This is a genomic window from Pseudomonas sp. MDV22-iso1 (assembly GCF_058145095.1).
This window is the reverse complement of the sequence record NZ_JBYVMF010000013.1, coordinates 142,110-161,683: the sequence shown is the minus strand read 5'-3', so window position 1 is coordinate 161,683 and position 19,574 is coordinate 142,110. Positions and strand designations below refer to the sequence as shown.

At 60.0% G+C, this 19,574-nt stretch carries 11 protein-coding genes; 8 read left to right on the top strand and 3 right to left on the bottom strand.

The window, feature by feature from the left end:
- Positions 1 to 417: 417 nt before the first annotated feature.
- From AC3ZVB_RS16555 to AC3ZVB_RS16530, 6 genes are all read left to right on the top strand, one after another.
- Positions 418 to 1,728, top strand: coding sequence for an MdtA/MuxA family multidrug efflux RND transporter periplasmic adaptor subunit (locus AC3ZVB_RS16555; protein WP_490147159.1), 1,311 nt, complete (start codon positions 418 to 420; stop codon positions 1,726 to 1,728).
- Positions 1,725 to 4,829, top strand: coding sequence for an MdtB/MuxB family multidrug efflux RND transporter permease subunit (locus AC3ZVB_RS16550; RefSeq protein ID WP_490147158.1), 3,105 nt, complete (start codon positions 1,725 to 1,727; stop codon positions 4,827 to 4,829). The genes AC3ZVB_RS16555 and AC3ZVB_RS16550 overlap by 4 nt, the downstream gene beginning before the upstream one ends.
- A complete protein-coding gene (locus AC3ZVB_RS16545; RefSeq protein WP_194693214.1) occupies positions 4,826 to 7,933 on the top strand; it encodes an efflux RND transporter permease subunit in 3,108 nt (1,035 codons plus the stop codon). The genes AC3ZVB_RS16550 and AC3ZVB_RS16545 overlap by 4 nt, the downstream gene beginning before the upstream one ends.
- Positions 7,930 to 9,402, top strand: a complete 1,473-nt coding sequence (locus AC3ZVB_RS16540; protein WP_490147157.1) for an efflux transporter outer membrane subunit — start codon at positions 7,930 to 7,932, stop codon at positions 9,400 to 9,402. Before AC3ZVB_RS16545 ends, AC3ZVB_RS16540 begins: the two co-directional genes overlap by 4 nt.
- 295 nt (positions 9,403 to 9,697) lie before the next feature.
- Entirely contained in the window at positions 9,698 to 11,785 is a 2,088-nt protein-coding gene (locus AC3ZVB_RS16535) for a putative bifunctional diguanylate cyclase/phosphodiesterase (protein ID WP_490147156.1), read from the top strand.
- 205 nt (positions 11,786 to 11,990) lie between these two features.
- Entirely contained in the window at positions 11,991 to 12,737 is a 747-nt protein-coding gene (locus tag AC3ZVB_RS16530; RefSeq protein ID WP_490147155.1) for an SDR family oxidoreductase, read from the top strand.
- Positions 12,738 to 12,827: 90 nt separating this feature from the next.
- On the opposite strand, the gene mapR is transcribed toward AC3ZVB_RS16530, so the two are convergent.
- The 3 genes from mapR to AC3ZVB_RS16515 all read right to left on the bottom strand — a co-directional run bounded on the left by mapR (position 12,828) and on the right by AC3ZVB_RS16515 (position 16,198).
- A complete protein-coding gene (gene mapR, locus AC3ZVB_RS16525) occupies positions 12,828 to 14,237 on the bottom strand; it encodes a GntR family transcriptional regulator MpaR (protein WP_194693211.1) in 1,410 nt (469 codons plus the stop codon).
- A 101-nt stretch (positions 14,238 to 14,338) separates the two neighbouring features.
- Positions 14,339 to 15,769 carry a cytochrome c oxidase accessory protein CcoG gene (gene ccoG / locus AC3ZVB_RS16520; protein ID WP_162436717.1) on the bottom strand — a complete coding sequence of 477 codons (1,431 nt, stop codon included), beginning with the start codon at positions 15,767 to 15,769 and terminating at the stop codon, positions 14,339 to 14,341.
- A 195-nt stretch (positions 15,770 to 15,964) separates the two neighbouring features.
- Positions 15,965 to 16,198, bottom strand: a complete 234-nt coding sequence (locus AC3ZVB_RS16515) for a DUF3203 family protein (RefSeq protein ID WP_162436716.1) — start codon at positions 16,196 to 16,198, stop codon at positions 15,965 to 15,967.
- 123 nt (positions 16,199 to 16,321) lie between these two features.
- Between AC3ZVB_RS16515 and AC3ZVB_RS16510 the strand changes: the two genes are divergently transcribed.
- Together AC3ZVB_RS16510 and AC3ZVB_RS16505 are read left to right on the top strand one after the other, a co-directional pair.
- A complete protein-coding gene (locus tag AC3ZVB_RS16510; RefSeq protein WP_194693209.1) occupies positions 16,322 to 16,837 on the top strand; it encodes an MgtC/SapB family protein in 516 nt (171 codons plus the stop codon).
- 585 nt (positions 16,838 to 17,422) lie between these two features.
- The gene (locus tag AC3ZVB_RS16505; RefSeq protein WP_490147154.1) at positions 17,423 to 19,420 is read left to right on the top strand and encodes an alpha-1,4-glucan--maltose-1-phosphate maltosyltransferase; all 1,998 of its coding nucleotides are present in this window, start codon (positions 17,423 to 17,425) and stop codon (positions 19,418 to 19,420) included.
- Positions 19,421 to 19,574 lie beyond the last annotated feature (154 nt).

Genomic DNA, 19,574 nt, shown 5'->3' with positions numbered 1-19,574 from the left:
TGAGGGGGCGTTCTCACTGAATTTCCCCGCCGCGTTGTCGCCTTAAAGCGGGCCAGGCAAGGCGCAGGCCGCTGGTAATGGTTGTTCCCTTTCCAAGGCCTGCAACGCAGGCTGGCCCGCTTTAAGGCACAACCCGAAGGGCCGGGGCTGCTGTTGTGCAGGGCTGCGTTGCTCGAAGCTTATTTGGAATGACCAAACTACGCTTCTCGCGCCTTGCCCTGCACAACAGCAGACCCGGCGCGGTGGGGAAATTCAGTGAGAACGCCCCCTGTGCCCAGGCCGTTTTCATTTGTGATTCAGTGTCTTGTCCAAACATCCTGTTACGTAAGCCGAAGGTAAATTGCCGGTAAAGCCGCTTTGCTTAATACCCGCCAGTGCTTATCGTTCAGCCTCCCGTAAAAGAAGCCCACGCGCCCAATGGTTGATCATTCAATGCAATCCTCTTCCCGTAGTCCCCGTCGCTGGCTGTTCGGCCTGCTTGTCCTGTTGATTGTCGCAGGCGTGTGCTGGAAATTCTGGCCGGCAGGCAGTGACCAAAAGGTGGCCGCAGAGCAGAAGGTCGCCGCCGGGAAAACGGGCAAGTCAGGCGGAATGCGTCCCGGTTTCGGCGGGGCGACCGGACCGATTCCTGTGCGCGTGGCGCCTGCGGTCAAGGGCGATTTCCCGCTGTACTACAAGGCATTGGGCACGGTCACCGCGCTCAACACGATCAATGTGCGCAGTCGTGTCGGCGGCGAACTGATCAAGATTTCCTTTGAGGAAGGGCAGATGGTCAAGGCCGGCGATCTGCTGGCCGAGATTGATCCACGGCCGTACCAGAATGCCTTGTTGCAGGCTGAAGGCACCTTGCTGCAAAACCAGGCGCAGTTGAAAAACGCCCAGGTCGACGTTGAACGCTACCGTGGCCTGTTCCGCGAAGACAGTATCGCCAAGCAGACTCTGGACACCGCCGAAGCACTGGTCGGCCAGTATCAGGGTACGGTCAAGACCAATCAGGCGGCGGTCAACGACGCCAAGCTCAATCTCGAATTCACCAGGATTCGTGCGCCAATCGCCGGTCGTGTCGGCCTGCGTCAACTGGACGTGGGTAATCTGGTGGCGGCCAATGACACCACCGCCTTGGCGATCATCACGCAAACTCAACCCATCAGCGTTGCCTTCACCTTGCCCGAAAACAATTTGAGCGTGGTGCTGGAGCGTTATCGCTCGGGCGCCAAATTGCCTGCCGAAGCCTGGGACCGTGGCGACACCAAGTTGCAGGCCACCGGCGTGCTGCAGAGTCTCGATAACCAGATCGACGTCACCACCGGCACCCTGAAATTCAAGGCCCGCTACGATAATCGCGATCAAGCGTTGTTCCCCAACCAGTTCGTCAACGTCCACTTGCTGGCCGACACCCTCAAGGGCGTCGTGCTTGCACCGTCGGCAGCGATTCAGTTCGGCACCAACGGCACCTTTGTCTACGCACTGGATGGCGAGAAGAAAGTCACGATCCGCCAGTTGAAAGTGGGTGTCAGCGACGGTGACAACACGGTGATCACCGAAGGCCTTGCCGCCGGGGATCGCGTGGTCCTGGAAGGCACCGACCGCTTGAAGGAAGGCAGCGAAGTGGAAGTGGTCAACGACAGCAAGGACGTACCGGCTACGCCGACCGAACACCTGCAAGGCAAGTCCGCGGCCAGTGCGCCTGACGCGACAGTCGACAAGGCGAAAAAGGGCGGCGCATGAACATCTCGCGGCTGTTTATCCTCCGCCCGGTAGCCACTACGCTGAGCATGCTGGCCATTATCCTGGCCGGCATCATTGCTTACCGGTTGTTGCCCGTGTCGGCATTGCCCCAGGTCGACTACCCGACCATCCGGGTGATGACGCTCTATCCCGGCGCGAGCCCCGATGTGATGACCAGTGCCGTGACGGCACCGCTGGAACGTCAGTTCGGCCAGATGCCCGGCCTGACACAAATGGCGTCGACCAGTTCCGGCGGCGCTTCGGTGCTGACCCTGCGTTTCAGCCTCGACATCAACATGGATGTCGCCGAGCAACAGGTACAAGCCGCGATCAACGCCGCCACCAACCTGCTGCCCAAGGACTTGCCAGCACCGCCGGTCTACAACAAGGTCAACCCGGCGGATACACCGATACTGACCCTGGCCATCACCTCGAAGACCATGCTGTTGCCCAAGCTCAATGACCTGGTCGACACGCGCATGGCGCAGAAAATTGCCCAGATCAGCGGTGTCGGCATGGTCAGCATTGCCGGTGGCCAGCGCCAGGCGGTGCGGATCAAGGTCAACCCGGAGGCGCTCGCGGCCAATGGCTTGAACCTCTCCGATGTGCGCACCCTGATCGGCGCCTCCAACGTCAACCAGCCCAAGGGCAACTTCGACGGCCCGACCCGGGTCTCGATGCTCGATGCCAACGACCAGCTGACATCGCCAAAGGACTACGCCAACCTGATCCTCGCGTACGCCAACGGCGCACCGTTGCGGCTCAAGGATGTGGCGGAAATCGTCGACGGCGCCGAGAACGAACGGCTGGCCGCGTGGGCCAACGAAAACCAGGCGGTATTGCTGAACATCCAGCGCCAACCCGGCGCCAATGTCATCGAAGTGGTCGACCGGATCAAGGCGCTACTGCCGAGCATCACCGATAACCTGCCAGCGGGCCTCGAGGTCACGGTCCTGACCGACCGCACGCAAACCATCCGCGCCTCGGTAACAGACGTACAGCATGAGTTGCTGATCGCCATCGCGCTGGTGGTGATGGTGACGTTCCTGTTTCTGCGCCGAGCCAGTGCCACGATCATTCCGTCGGTCGCCGTGCCGCTGTCGCTGATCGGTACGTTCGGCGTGATGTACCTCGCAGGGTTCTCGGTCAATAACCTGACCTTGATGGCCCTGACCATCGCCACCGGTTTCGTGGTGGACGATGCGATCGTCATGCTGGAGAACATTTCCCGTTACATCGAAGAGGGTGAAACACCGCTGAATGCGGCGCTCAAGGGCGCCAAACAGATCGGTTTCACCCTGATTTCCCTGACGCTCTCGTTGATCGCCGTACTGATTCCGCTGCTGTTCATGGCGGACGTAGTAGGGCGCCTGTTCCGCGAATTCGCCATCACCCTGGCGGTAGCGATCCTGATTTCCCTGGTCGTGTCCCTGACCCTCACGCCGATGATGTGCGCGCGGTTGCTCAAGCGTGAACCCAAGGAAGAAGAACAGGGCCGTTTCTATCGGGCCAGTGGTGCGGTCATCGACTGGATGATCGCGGCATACGGGCGCAAATTGCAGTGGGTGCTCAAGCATCAACCGCTGACGTTGCTGGTGGCTATCGGCACGCTGGCGTTGACCGTGTTCCTCTACCTGATCGTGCCGAAAGGCTTCTTTCCTGTGCAGGACACCGGGGTGATCCAGGGGATTTCCGAGGCGCCGCAGTCGATCTCCTTTGCGGCCATGAGCGAGCGTCAGCAGGACCTCGCCAAAATCATTCTCGCGGACCCTGCGGTGCAAAGCCTGTCGTCCTACATCGGCGTCGACGGTGACAACGCCACGCTCAACAGCGGCCGCTTGCTGATCAACCTCAAGCCGCACAGCGCGCGGGACCTGAGCGCGACCGAAATCATCGCTCGCCTGCAGCCGGAAGTAGACAAGCTGATCGGCATCAGGCTGTTCATGCAGCCGGTACAGGACCTGACCATCGAAGACCGGGTCAGCCGCACCCAGTATCAGTTCAGCATGTCGTCACCGGATTCGGAGTTGCTGAGCCTGTGGAGCAACCGTCTGGTCGAAGCCCTGGCGCAACAACCAGAACTGACCGACGTTGCCAGCGATTTGCAGGACAAGGGGTTGCAGGTTTACCTGGTGATCGACCGCGATGCCGCGTCGCGCGTCGGTGTTTCGGTTGCCAACATTACCGATGCCTTGTACGACGCGTTTGGACAGCGGCAGATTTCCACCATCTACACCCAGGCCAGCCAGTACCGCGTAGTCCTGCAATCGCAGTCGGGTGAGAAAATCGGCCCGGACGCGCTGAACCAGATACACGTCAAGACCACCGATGGCGGCCAGGTGCGCCTGTCGAGCCTGGCGCATATCGAAGAGCGTCAAGCGCAGTTGGCCATCACGCACATCGGTCAGTTCCCGGCGGTGATGATGTCTTTCAACCTGGCCCCTGGCGTGGCGCTGGGTCATGCGGTGGAGATCATCGAGCAGGTGCAGAAGGACATCGGCATGCCACTGGGCGTGCAGACGCAGTTCCAGGGGGCTGCCGAGGCCTTCCAGGCGTCGCTGTCGAGCACCTTGCTGCTGATCCTGGCGGCGGTAGTGACGATGTACATCGTGCTGGGCGTGCTTTACGAGAGCTACATTCACCCGATCACCATTCTCTCGACCTTGCCATCGGCCGCTGTCGGCGCCTTGCTGGCGTTGCTTTTGAGTGGCAATGACCTGGGAATGATCGCGATCATCGGCATCATTTTGCTCATCGGTATTGTGAAGAAGAACGCGATCATGATGATCGACTTCGCGCTCGACGCTGAACGCAATCAGGGCCTGGACCCTGAGACCGCGATCTATCAAGCCGCGCTATTGCGTTTCCGGCCGATCCTGATGACCACACTGGCGGCGTTGTTCGGCGCCGTACCCTTGATGCTGGCCACCGGTTCCGGCGCAGAACTGCGTCAGCCACTGGGTCTTGTGATGGTGGGTGGTCTGCTGGTGAGTCAGGTGCTGACCCTGTTCACCACCCCGGTTATCTACCTGTATTTCGATCGCCTCGGGCGTCGCTGGGGCCACAAGTCCGAGCCTGTGGAAGCGGTAGAGCAGCCATGAACCTGTCCGGACCTTTCATCAAGCGGCCGGTCGCGACCATGCTCCTGAGCCTGGCGATCATGCTGCTGGGGGGCGTTAGCTTCGGCCTGTTGCCGGTCTCACCGCTTCCGCAAATGGACTTCCCGGTGATCGTGGTCCAGGCCAGCCTGCCCGGGGCGAGTCCGGAGGTGATGGCGTCGACCGTGGCCACACCGCTCGAACGTTCCTTTGGTGCGATTGCCGGTGTGAACACCATGAGCAGTCGCTCCAGCCAGGGTTCGACCCGGGTGATCCTGCAATTTGACCTTGATCGCGATATCAACGGCGCGGCCCGTGAAGTGCAGGCGGCGATCAACGCCTCGCGCAACTTGCTGCCTAGCGGTATGCGCAGCATGCCGACCTACAAAAAGGTCAACCCGTCCCAGGCACCGATCATGGTGCTGTCGCTGACCTCCGATGTTCTGGAAAAGGGCCAGCTCTACGACCTGGCCTCGACCATTCTTTCCCAAAGCCTGTCCCAGGTGCAGGGCGTCGGTGAAGTGCAGATTGGCGGCAGCTCACTGCCTGCGGTGCGTATAGAACTCGAACCCCAGGCGCTCAACCAATACGGCGTGGCGCTGGATGACGTGCGCAACACCATCGCCAATGCCAACGTCCGTCGCCCCAAGGGTTCGGTCGAGGACGGCCAGCGGTTGTGGCAGGTCCAGGCCAACGACCAGCTGGAAAAAGCCAAGGATTACGAGTCGCTGATCATTCACTACGCGGACGGTGCAGCCTTGCGCCTGAAGGACGTGGCCAAGGTCAGCGACGGCGTCGAAGACCGTTACAACAGCGGTTTCTTCAACAATGACGCCGCTGTATTGCTGGTGATCAACCGTCAGGCCGGCGCCAACATCATTGAGACGGTCAACGAGATCAAGGCGCAGTTGCCGGCGCTGCAGGCCGTATTGCCGGCCAGCGTCAAACTGAACCTGGCGATGGATCGCTCGCCCGTCATCAAGGCCACGCTGCACGAGGCGGAAATGACCCTGCTGATCGCCGTGGCGCTGGTGATTCTGGTGGTGTTCCTGTTTCTGGGTAATTTCCGCGCCTCGCTGATTCCGACGCTGGCGGTACCGGTGTCGCTGGTGGGCACGTTCGCGGTGATGTACCTCTACGGATTCTCGTTGAATAACCTGTCGCTGATGGCGTTGATTCTTGCCACCGGCCTGGTGGTGGACGATGCGATCGTGGTGCTTGAGAACATTTCCCGCCACATCGACGACGGCGTCCCGCCGATGAAAGCGGCGTACCTCGGGGCGCAGGAAGTCGGTTTTACCTTGCTGTCGATGAACGTCTCGCTGGTGGCGGTCTTCCTGTCGATCCTGTTCATGGGCGGGATCATCGAAAGTCTGTTCCGCGAGTTTTCCATCACCCTGGCTGCGTCCATCGTGGTGTCGCTGGTGGTTTCGCTGACGTTGACACCGATGCTCTGCGCCCGCTGGCTCAAGCCGCACACGCCGGGTCAGGAAAACCGGCTGCAACGCTGGAGTCGGCGTACCAACGAATGGATGGTTGGCAAATACGCGACCAGCCTCGACTGGGTACTGCGTCATCGACGCCTGACACTGCTCAGTTTATTCGTGACAGTCGGCGTTAACATTGCGCTGTATATCGTTGTTCCTAAAACATTTATGCCGCAGCAGGATACCGGGCAGCTGATTGGTTTCGTTCGGGGCGACGACGGTTTGTCCTTCAGCGTAATGCAGCCGAAGATGGAAACATTCCGGCGCGCCGTGTTGAAAGATGAGGCGGTGGAAAGCGTGGCGGGCTTCATCGGGGGCAGTAACGGAACCAACAACGCGTTCATGCTGGTGCGATTGAAGCCAATCAAGGAACGCAACCTCTCCGCGCAGAAAGTCATCGAACGGCTGCGCAAGGAGATGCCCAAAGTCGCAGGTGCGCAGCTGATGCTCATGGCCGATCAGGACCTGCAGTTCGGCGGTGGCCGTGAACAGACCACGTCGCAGTATTCGTACATCCTGCAAAGTGCCGACCTGGGCGAGTTGCGCGAGTGGTACCCGAAAGTCGTCACAGCGCTCAAGGCCCTGCCGGAACTGACGGCCATCGACGCACGCGAAGGCCGTGGCGCCCAGCAAGTGACGCTGATCGTTGATCGCGACCAGGCCAAGCGCCTGGGTGTCGACATGGACATGGTCACCTCGGTGCTCAATAACGCGTATAGCCAGCGGCAGATCTCGACGATTTACGACAGCCTCAACCAGTATCAGGTGGTGATGGAGGTCAATCCGAAATACGCCCAGGACCCGATTACCCTCAAGCAGGTGCAGGTGATCACCGCCGACGGTGCGCGGATTCCGCTGTCGACCATTGCCCATTATGAAGCCAGCCTGGAAGACGATCGTGTCAGCCACGAAGGTCAGTTCGCCTCCGAGAGCATTTCTTTTGACATGGCTGAAGGGACCACGGTTGAGCAGGGCACGGCCGCCATTGAGCGCGCAATCGCCCGACTGGGTATGCCGGAAGACGTGATCGTCAAAATGGCCGGTACTGCCGATGCCTTTGCCGCCACCCAGAAAAGTCAGCCCTGGATGATTCTCGGCGCGTTGGTCGCCGTGTACCTGGTGCTTGGCGTGCTCTATGAAAGCTACATTCATCCGCTGACCATTCTGTCGACCTTGCCGTCCGCCGGGGTGGGGGCGCTGCTGTCAATCTACGCGCTCGGGGGGGAATTCAGCCTGATCTCGTTGCTGGGGCTGTTCCTGCTGATCGGCGTGGTGAAGAAAAACGCCATTTTGATGATCGACCTCGCGTTGCAGCTTGAGCGACATCAAGGCATGACGCCTCTGGAATCCATTCGCAGCGCTTGTCTGCAGCGTCTGCGGCCGATCCTGATGACCACGCTGGCGGCGATCCTTGGCGCCTTGCCCTTGCTGCTCGGCCGCGCCGAAGGGGCGGAAATGCGTCAGCCATTGGGCCTGACGATTATCGGCGGGCTGATCTTCAGCCAGGTGCTGACCCTTTACACCACCCCGGTGGTTTACCTCTATCTCGACAAACTGCGCCATCGCTTCAACCACTGGCGTGGGGTGCGTACCGATGCTGCTCTGGAAACTCCGCTATGACTGACCGTTCGCTTTTCTCCCTGGCTGCACCCGTGATCACGGCCCGAGGCTCGCGATTGTTGAGCCTGGCGCTGTGCGTGGGCATGCTCAGTGCCTGCGCCATCGGCCCGGATTATCAGCGCCCGCCAGCAGCGGCACCGGTGCAATACAAGGAAGCCGCCGGATGGCGGCAAGCCAATCCCAGTGATTCCCTGGCGCGGGGTGCCTGGTGGGAGTTGTACGGCGACCAGCAGCTCAACGCACTGATCGAGAAACTCAACAGCGCCAACCAGACCGTGGCTCAATCCGAAGCCCAGTACCGTCAGGCCCAGGCCTTGGTGCGCAGCGCGCGCGGTGCGTTTTTTCCGACCGTGGACTTGACCGTTGGCAAGAACCGCTCCAGCCAGGGCACGGGGAGCAGCAGTTCGAGCCTGAGCAGTTCTTCCAGCGGTATTCGCGACACCTACACGGCGCAGGCCGGTGTGAGTTGGGAGGCGGATGTCTGGGGCAAGCTGCGTCGCGGGCTCGAAGCTGACACAGCCAACGCCCAGGCGAGTTTTGCCGATCTGGCGGCAATGCGTTTGAGCCAACAGTCGGAGCTGGTGCAGAACTACCTGCAACTGCGAGTCATCGATGAGCAAAAACGCCTGCTGGAAGCCACGGTCGAGGCCTATGAGCGCTCGCTGAAAATGACTCAGAACCAGTACCGTGCAGGCGTCTCTGGCAAGGATGCGGTGGCGCAGGCCCAGACTCAGCTCAAGAGCACCCAGGCTGACATGATCGACCTGATCTGGCAGCGGGCACAGTTCGAAAACGCCATTGCCGTACTGATCGGGCTGCCTCCGGCTGACTTCAGCCTGGCAGAATCCCGGAACATTCCTGTGTTGCCAGAAGTGCCTCTGACCTTGCCATCGCAATTGCTGGAACGGCGACCGGACATTGCTTCCGCCGAACGTTCAGTGATGGCGGCCAACGCCAACATCGGCGTGGCCAAGGCGGCCTATTACCCGGACCTGACGCTGAGCCTCAATGGCGGTTACAGCAGCAGCACTTCCTCCAACTGGATCAGCGTACCGAACCGCTTCTGGTCGGTCGGCCCGCAACTGGCCATGACCCTGTTCGACGGCGGCCAGCGCTCGGCGGAAGTCGATCGCAGCGAAGCCGCCTACGACGAGACCGTGGCCAAGTACCGCCAGACCGTGCTCGATGGCTTTCGTGAAGTGGAAAATTACCTGGTCCAGCTCAAGGTGCTGGAAAACGAATCCGCAGTGCGCCAGCAAGCGCTGGACGCAGCCCGCGAGTCCCTGCGCCTGACCCAGAACCAGTACAAGGCCGGTTTGATTGCCTACCTCGACGTGGTGGTGATTCAAGCCACGGCCCTGAACAACGAACGCAGCATGCTCGATCTGCTGCAGAGTCGTCTGATCGCCAGTGTGCAACTGATCGCAGCGCTGGGCGGCGGGTGGGACGGGCACACCGAACCAATGTAGAAGCGGAGCAGGATCCTGTAGAAACCTGTAGGAGCTGTCGAGTGAAACGAGGCTGCGATCTTTTGATCTTGTCTGTAAAAAACAAAATCAAAAGATCGCAGCCTAGTTTCACTCGACAGCTCCTACGGTGAATTTGGGTGCGGTTTAGAGCCTTCTCTGGAAATCAAACAAGCGTTTCATCGGACTGCTGGCATTTTGCTCATTTTGTGAGTGCGTTCTCATTTGGAATCCGTACAATCGCCACTTTTCAGCCTCCGAGAAGGGAAGCGGTACGGAGGGGATTCAGAGAAGCCACATGCTCATCGGAAGCTATTCGCCCACGCTGGTCGTCATTTCGCTTTTTGTAGCGATTCTCGCCTCTTACACTGCGCTCGACCTCACCGAACGTATTGCCACGGCCAAGGGCCGGGCCGTGCATTTATGGACGGCGGGCGGTGCGCTGGCGATGGGCGTCGGGGTGTGGTCGATGCATTTCATCGGCATGCTCGCGTTCAAGCTGCCCATTGACCTGGGTTACGACGTCACCCTCACGTCGCTGTCGTTGCTCATTGCAATCCTCTCCTGCGGCTTTGCCCTGTGGCTGGTCAGTCAACCCCGACTGCCCGCGTGGCAACTGCTGTTCGGCGCGTTGATCATGGGGGGCGGGATCAGCGCCATGCATTACACCGGCATGGCGGCGATGCACATGCAGCCGGGTATCGATTACGACCCCACACTCTTCACGGCCTCGCTGCTGATCGCCGTCGGCGCATCGGGAGCGGCGTTGTGGATCGCCTTCCGACTGCGCCAGCACACCCCTTACGTCGCTCTGATCCGCTGTGGCGCGGCCATCATCATGGGCATCGCCATCGTCGGCATGCACTACACCGGCATGGCTGCGGCGCGTTTTCCGGACGGCAGTTTCTGCGGTGCGGCGGTCAACGGCCTGAACAGCAAGGGCCTCGACAACCTGGTGCTGATCACCACGCTGGCAGTGTTGAGCATTGCCTTGCTGACCTCGATTCTGGATGCGCGGATGGAAGCACGCACCGCGAGTCTTGCCCACTCGCTGACCGAAGCCAACCGCGAACTGACTCAATTGGCCCTGCATGATCCCCTGACCGGCCTGCCGAATCGGGTCTTGCTCGCCGACCGGATCGACCAGGCGATGCTGATGGTCCGCGAACAGGGCGGTTGTTTTGCGCTGATGTTTATCGATCTGGACGGTTTCAAACCGGTCAACGATGCGTTCGGCCACCATATGGGCGACCAGTTGTTGCGCGAAGTCGCGGCTCGCCTGCGCGAGGACCTGCGTAGCCACGACACCCTGGCACGGATTGGTGGCGACGAATTTCTCCTGCTGGTGCAACTGGCCGAACAGAATGACGCGTTGAATCTGGCAGCACGGCAGGTCGGGTTGATCGGGCGTTCGTTCCATGTCGCCGAACACGATTTACAGATTTCCGCCAGCGTCGGCATTGCGATCTATCCGGGTAACGGTGAAACGGCTCAGGAGTTGCTGATGAACGCCGATGCCGCGATGTATCACGCCAAAGGCGCTGGAAAAAACGGCTACAGCTTCTTCGACGCGTCCATGAACAGTAACGCCCGCAAACAGCTGCAATTGCTGCAAGACCTGCGTGCTGCCGTGGAACAGCAGCAGTTCAGCCTGTATTACCAACCCAAGTTCGACGCCGCCAATGGCCGGCCGGTTGGCGCCGAGGCGCTCTTGCGCTGGGTACACCCGACTCAGGGCATGCTGTTGCCGGACAAGTTCATTGAGCTCGCGGAACGGACCGGCCTGATCATTCCGATTGGCGAGTGGGTATTGAACGAAGCCTGTCGGCAAATGCGCGAATGGTACGTGCTCGGTTACACCGACTGGCGCATTGCGGTGAACCTTTCTGCGCTGCAGTTCTGCCACGTCGGTCTGGTCCAGAGCGTTGCCAAGGCCCTGGCCACCCACCACTTGCCGGCCAACAGCCTGACCCTGGAAATCACCGAGACCACGGCGATGAGCGACGCCGACGCGAGCATGACCGTGCTGCAGGCGTTGTCGGAAATGGGGGTCGACCTTTCCATCGATGACTTTGGTACTGGCTATTCAAGCCTGATGTACCTCAAACGCCTGCCGGCCAATGAGCTGAAGATCGACCGTGGGTTTGTCCGCGATCTGGAACGCGACAGCGATGATGCGGCGATCGTGTCGGCCATCGTCGCCTTGGGCCAGGCGTTGGGTTTGCGCATCGTTGCCGAAGGGGTGGAAACCGACATGCAGCAGGATTTCCTGACGCAATTGGGGTGTGATTCGTTGCAGGGCTACCTGCTCGGACATCCGCTGCCGGCTGAGCGGTTCATGATGGACATTGTGCGTGGCGAACAGCTGGCAGCGGTTAACACTTAATCCTGTAGCAGCTGTCGAGCCTGCGACGCTGTCGTCGTGAGATCAGGCTACGCGATGGTTCAGGAGCATGAGCTTGATTGACGACGACTGCGTCGCCGAACGCAGCCTCGCAGGCTCGACAGCTGCTACAAGGTTTATGCAAATCCTGCGAATGCCGGTTATTCTTGGCCCCGACTGCTTAAGCTTGCAAATGGGGAAAGACAGCATGGACAAAGTCATCGTCATCACCGGTGGGAGCCGAGGCATCGGCGCCGCGACAGCGCTTCTGGCCGCCGAACAGGGCTTCCGGATCTGCATCAACTATCAGGCTGACGAAGAAGCCGCGCATAACGTGCTCGAACAGGTGCGCGCCCTCGGCGCTCAAGCCATCGCAGTACGTGCCGACGTCAGCAACGAAGATGAAGTGATCGGCCTGTTTCAGCGGGTGGACAACGAGCTGGGCCGGGTCACCGCGCTGGTGAACAACGCCGGTACTGTCGGGCACAAATCCCGGGTCGACGAAATGTCCGAATTTCGCATTCTCAAAATTCTCAAGACGAACGTGCTGGCGCCGATCCTCTGCGCCAAGCACGCGATCCTGCGCATGTCGCCCAAGCATGGCGGGCAGGGCGGCAGTATCGTTAACGTCTCGTCGGTGGCCTCGCGCCTGGGCTCGCCTAACGAATACGTTGATTACGCCGCCTCCAAAGGCGCGCTGGACAGTTTTACCATCGGCCTGTCCAAGGAAGTCGCGGGTGAGGGCATTCGAGTAAATGCCGTACGGCCGGGGTATATCTATACCGACTTCCATGCGTTGAGTGGCGATCCGGATCGGGTCAGCAAGCTGGAGTCAGGCATTCCGATGGCCCGGGGCGGGCGCCCGGATGAGGTTGCGGAGGCGATTGTGTGGCTGCTGTCGGACAAGGCTTCGTATGCGACGGGGACCTTTGTCGATCTGGGCGGTGGGCGTTAGGTCCTGAAGATCAAAAGATCGCAGCCTGCGGCAGCTCCTACAGGGTATTGAGTACATGTAGGAGCTGCCGAAGGCTGCGATCTTTTGCCGTTAAAAGGACCGCACGATCCGTCCCAACGTCTCCATCGCCTTCTCGGCCGCTTCATCCCAAGGGCTGCCATAGTTCAGCCTGATGCAATTCCTGAAGCGCTGGGTCGGCGAAAATATCGGCCCTGGCGCAATGCTGATGCCTTGCGCCAGCGCCATCTGAAACAACTTCAAAGAATCCATTTGTGCCGGTAATTCCAGCCAGAGAAAGTACCCGCCTGCAGGCTGGCTGACCCGTGTCTGCGCCGGGAAATAACGGGCAATGGCGGCGAGCATCGCGCTTTGTTGCTCCTCCAGCGCATAGCGCAGTTTGCGCAGATGCCGGTCGTAACCACCGTGTTGCAGGTAATCGGCAATCGCCGCCTGGGCCGGCATCGACGCACACAGCGATGTCATGAGTTTCAGCCGTTCGATTTTCTGCGCGTAACGCCCGGCCGCGACCCAGCCGATGCGGTAACCAGGCGCGAGGCTTTTGGCAAAGGAGCCGCAGTGCATCACCAGGCCCTCGGTATCAAACGCCTTGGCCGGCTTCGGCGCGTGTTGGCCGTAATACAGTTCGGCGTAGACATCGTCCTCGATCAACGGCACCTGATGACGACGCAGCAACTCCACCAGTTCCTGTTTCTTCGCCTCGGGCATGGTCGCGCCCATGGGGTTCTGGAAACTGGTCATGCACCAGCACACCTTGATCGGATGCCGTTCCAGGGTCTGCGCAAGGACGCCGAGGTCGATGCCGTCGCGCGGGTGCACGGGGATTTCCACCGCTTTGAGTTTCAGGCGTTCAAGGATCTGCAGGCACGCGTAGAACGCCGGCGCCTCGATGGCCACCAGGTCGCCGGGCTCGGTGACGGCTTGCAGGCACAGGTTCAACGCTTCCAGGGCGCCATTGGTGATCAAAAGTTCTTCCATGGGCAGCATCAGGCCGCCGACCATGTAGCGCAGCGCGATCTGCCGGCGCAGGTGCGGATTGCCTGGCGACATGTCGGTGACCACCATGCGCGGGTCCATTTCCCGCGCCGCACTGGACAGGGAGCGTGATAACCGTTGCAGCGGAAACAGCGCCGGGCTGGGGAATGCCGAGCCAAAGGGCACGGTGTTCGGGTCTTTGATCGAGTCGAGCACCGAGAACACCAGTTCGCTGACGTCGACTTCGGTGGATTCGTTGACCTGACTGCTGATCACCGGCTCGGAAAACGGGCTGGGTGCATGGGCGTTGACGAAGTAGCCAGAGCGCGGCCGGGCGCGGATCAGGCCGCGGCGCTCCAGCAGGTAGTACGCCTGGAACACCGTCGAAGGGCTGACACCATGGGTCTGGCTGGCGTAGCGCACTGAAGGCACCCGTTGGCCGGGGCCGAGAACGCCGGAGCGGATCAGTTCAGCGATGTCGTCGGCGAATTTTTCGTAGCGTTTCATCGAATGCCCGAATTGAAATTGTTCATATGACGCGGTCCTCTGTGGCGAGGGAGCTTGTCGAGTCGTCGCCACAGGGGATCGTGCGTCTGCATGTTAAGGGATCACCGATTCATCGGCGCTACAAACCGGCTTTTGGCCACGCTATAAATCTGCGGTTCATCGCTGTCGACAATCTTGAAGCTGATGCTCTGCGAACTGCTGCTGGGGCGTTCTGTCGTCATCGCCACCGACACCGGCACATCAACGATCTCGCCGGGCGCCAGGCTCAGTTCGGTCTTGCCCTGGAGCTGGAAGCCATCGCCATCGACCAGGGTCAGCCGGTAATCCTGACGCTGCTGGGTCTTGTTGATCACCTTCAGGCTGTAGATGTTTTCGATCTGGCCCTGGCTGTTTTCACGGAACAGGCCCCGGTCTTTGCTCACATCCAGCGATACCATGGGCCGCTCGACCAGCGCGAGGGCGAGGGCGCCGATCATCACCAGCAGCACCGCCGTGTAACCGATCAATCTGGGGCGCAACAAGTGCGTCTTGCCGCCTTGCAACTCGTGCTCGGAGGTATAGCTGATCAGTCCACGGGCATAACCCATTTTGTCCATGATCGAATCACAGGCGTCGATGCACGCCGCGCAGCCGATGCACTCCATCTGCAAGCCATCGCGGATGTCGATGCCGGTCGGGCAGACCTGCACGCACACCTGGCAGTCGATGCAATCGCCCAGGCCGACGTCGGCAGGCTTGACCTCGCGTTTGCGCGGTCCACGGTTTTCACCGCGAGCGACGTCGTAGGAAATGGTCAGGGTGTCCTTGTCGAACATCACGCTCTGGAACCGCGCATACGGGCACATGTGCATGCACACGGCTTCACGCAACCAGCCGGCGTTGATGTAGGTGGCACCGGTGAAGAACAGCACCCAGAACAGGCTGACACCGGCCATTTGCAGCGTCAGGAGCTCTTCGGCCAGTGGCCGGATCGGGGTGAAGTAGCCGACAAATGTCAGGCCCGTGAGCAGGCTGATCGCCAGCCACAGCGTGTGCTTGGCCGAGCGGCGCATGAGTTTGTTCAGCGTCCAGGGCGCGGCCTGCAGTTTAATCCGCTGGTTGCGTTCGCCTTCGGTGATCTTCTCGCACCACATGAAGATCCAGGTCCAGGAGCTCTGCGGGCAGGTGTAGCCGCACCACACCCGGCCAGCAAATACCGTAATTGCGAATAGACCGAACGCCGCAATGATCAGCAGCGCCGACAGCAGGATGAAATCCTGCGGCCAGAACGTCGCGCCAAAGATGTGGAATTTGCTTTCGGACAGGTCCCACAGCACCGCCTGGCGGCCACCCCAGTTCAACCACACCGTGCCGAAGAACAGCAAGAACAGGAAGCCAGCACCGGTCAATCGCAGGTTGCGAAACAGTCCGGTGAAGCTGCGGGTGTGGATCAGGTTGTCGCTGGACCTGGCCTTCATCTTTGGACGCGAGGGCTCATAGGTCTGTACAGGCGCGATACTTTCTACGGTTCGGACGGGAATTCTTTCGCTCATGGTCTTTCGCTCATCAGCCTCCATCAGGCCGGAGCACTATGAGCGTCGATCTGTTTGCATAACAGACTCAGGTATCGCAATAAAAAGCGGATCAGATGAGCCCTGATCCGCTCCCTGCGACAAGTTGAAGCATCCGCCACAGCGGGACATCGACGCCTATATCAGCCGTCTGCGGGCGTTGTTGATCAGCGTCAGCTAAATCACCGAATCACTGTCGGTCGCCTTCAAATGCTTACGACCATCCACTGCGCCTGCTACGGTCAATGCGTCGGCTTCTGCTTCGGTGATGTAAACGCGCTGGCCATTGAGCTCCACCGCCGACATGGCTTTTTCGGAATCGGTGATCACGGTGACGTCGGGGCACAGGCGAATTTCCTCGCCGTTCTCGAGGGTGAAGAAGCAAGTCTGGTTTTCGATGCGCACGGTCATGGTGATGTCCTTTTTTCTGCGGGGGTTCTCTAGCATTAGGGCGTCAGTCGTCGGCATCGTTCGGTGCAACCGATTAATGGTCGGCGCGGTCCATCGTCTAGACCAATTCACAAGGACAGCCGCATGAACGCGTGGTGGCATGAAGTATGGGTGACCCTGCAAGCGGAATTCGCCGACATCGGCGACGCCGCACAATTGACACGAATTACCGTGAGACTGGTGATTGCTGCGCTGTTGGGCGGCATTCTCGGGTTTGAACGCGAGCACAAGGGCAAGGCCGCCGGGGTTCGCACCCACATGCTGGTGGCCTTGGGCGCGGCACTGTTTGTGTTGGTGCCGCAAATGTCCGGGTCTCAGGCCGACGCGATGAGCCGGGTGGTGCAGGGGGTGATTGCCGGGATCGGTTTTCTGGGCGCCGGCACCATCCTGAAAAACACCGAAGGCGATGAAGGCCACGTCAAGGGCCTGACCACCGCCGCCGGGTTGTGGATGACCGCTGCGATTGGAGTAGCCGCGGGGCTGGGGCGTGAATCGACAGCGGTGCTCAGTACGTTATTGGCGTTGGCGATCTTCAGCGTGATGCCGCGGATCGTGAAGCTGCTGGATAAGGATGAGGATAAGGAACGTGATGAACCGTAGGACTCAGCGAATGCGTGAATCTCTGTAGGAACTGGTAGGAACTGGTTGGAGCAGGGAGGAACTGGTGGGAGCTGTCGAGTGAAACGAGGCTGCGATCTTTTGACTTTGTTTTTTAAAAGCAAGATCAAAAGATCGCAGCCTCGTTTCACTCGACAGCTCCTACATGCTCCAACCAGCTCCTACCTGCTCCTACCAGCGCCTATACGTCAGGACCGACAATCACAGGCGGCATAGTCTCTGGCGGATCTTCCCGTGGTGGCGGGATGGTTCCAGGCGGTTCCTGTTCGGGAACCGGCTCAGGCTCGGTCGGGGGGATCGTCGGATTGTCGATATTCGGATCGGGCGTTTCAGCAGGGATTGGAATATTCATCGTTCAAGCTCCAGTGGCACATGGCGTGAGTCGTGCTTAAGTCTGTTGACCACCGGACAAATGAATTGATTCCCGTAATCAGCCAAGCGAATCAGCGTGAACTTTAGCGGCGCAGGTCGCTCGGAACCTTAGTGAGTTCATTCCAGGGCTGAGCGCTTTGCGCGAACGTCGACCCAGCACAAGAGCGTCCATGGGGCGTAAAGGAGAGATGCTCGATGACGATCGAAAAACCTAATGAGTTGAGCTACAACCCGCACATTCCGCTGTCGCAGGCTTTATTGCTGCCGCGTATTGCCATTGAAGACACCATGCCGATCCTTGATGGCGGCCAGTTCGCGGTCAAGGCCGTGGTCGGGCAGGACGTGGTGGTGACCAGCAAGGTATTTGCCGACGGTCACGACAAGATGGCTGTACGGGTGCGTTGGCGCGCCGAAGGCGACGAGCAGTGGCAGTCCGCAGTCATGGGCGAGCTCGGCAATAACGGTTGGCAGGGCCAGTTTCGCGTGGAACGCCAGGGCCGTTATGTCTATTGCATCGAAGCCTGGATCGACCAGTTCGCCAGCTTCTGTTACGAGCTGGAAAAAAAGCACACCGCACGGGTGCCGGTCAGCCTTGAGCTGCAGGAAGGTCGCACGCACGTTCAACAGGCGGCCGAACGTTCGGAAGGACAACTGAGCGAAGCGCTGGCGGCCCTGCATCATGAACTGTCCGGTCTGCTCGAAACCGAGCAGGTCGCGCTGTTTCTGCACCAGCGTAGCGCTGACTTGATGGCCCAGGCCGATCACCGTGCCTTCGTCAGCCTCAGCCCGGAATACCCGCTGGACGTTGAACGCGAGTTGGCACAATTCGCCAGTTGGTATGAATTGTTCCCCCGTTCGATCACCGACGATCCGGCACGCCACGGCACCTTTAATGACGTGCATTCGCGGCTGCCGATGATCCAGGACATGGGGTTCGACGTGCTGTACTTCCCGCCGATCCACCCCATCGGTCGCAGCCACCGCAAAGGTCCGAACAACTCCCTGACCGCCGGTCCCAACGATCCGGGCAGCCCTTACGCCATCGGCAGTGCTGAAGGGGGTCATGAGGCCATTCATTCGGAGCTGGGCACCCGCGAGGACTTCCGTCGGCTGGTTGCAGCGGCGGCGGATCACGGGCTGGAAATCGCCCTCGATTTCGCGATCCAGTGTTCCCAGGATCACCCGTGGCTCCAGCAGCATCCGGGCTGGTTCAACTGGCGTCCGGACGGCACGATCAAATACGCCGAGAACCCGCCGAAAAAATACCAGGACATCGTCAACGTCGATTTCTACGCCGCTGACGCGATCCCGAGCCTGTGGGTCGAACTGCGAGACATCGTGGTGGGTTGGGTCGAGGAGGGTGTGAAGATCTTCCGTGTCGATAACCCGCACACCAAACCGCTGCCGTTCTGGCAATGGTTGATTGCAGACGTGAGAGCGCTGTACCCGGAAGTGATTTTCCTCGCAGAAGCCTTCACCACCCCGGCGATGATGGCGCGGTTGGGCAAGGTCGGTTACTCACAGAGCTACACCTATTTCACCTGGCGCAACACCAAGTACGAGCTGTCGACTTATCTGACCGAACTCAACGAATCGCCGTGGCGCGAGTGCTACCGGCCGAACTTCTTCGTCAATACGCCAGACATCAATCCGGCGTTCCTGCACGAATCCGGTCGCGCCGGTTTCCTCATCCGCGCAGCGCTGGCGACCATGGGCTCCGGTCTATGGGGCATGTATTCGGGCTTTGAGCTGTGTGAATCGGCGCCGGTGCCGGGCAAAGAGGAATACCTCAACTCCGAGAAGTATGAAATCCGTCCGAGGGACTTCAATGCCCCGGGCAACATCATTGCCGAAATTGCCCAGCTGAACCGGATTCGCCGGCAGAACCCGGCGCTGCAGACGCACCTGGGCTTGAAGATCTACAACGCCTGGAACGACAACATTCTGTATTTCGGCAAACGCAGCGCTGACGGCAGCAACTTCATTCTGGTAGCGGTAAACCTTGATCCGCATAACGTGCAGGAAGCGAACTTCGAGTTGCCACTGTGGGAGATGGGCCTGCCTGACGACGCCCATACCCAGGGCGAGGACTTGATGAGTGGCCATCGCTGGACCTGGTACGGCAAGTATCAGTTCATGCGCATCGACCCGGCGCACCAGCCGTTCGGGATTTGGCGGATTTCGACGTCGTAACTACACCGCCGCACCTCCTGTAGGAGCTGTCGAGTGCAACGAGGCTGCGATCTTTGATCTTTAAAGTCAAAGTCAAAAGATCGCAGCCTTCGGCAGCTCCTACAGAGTACGCCGGTGTATTGCGAGCGCTGCGCTGCAGTGGCTTTATTGAATT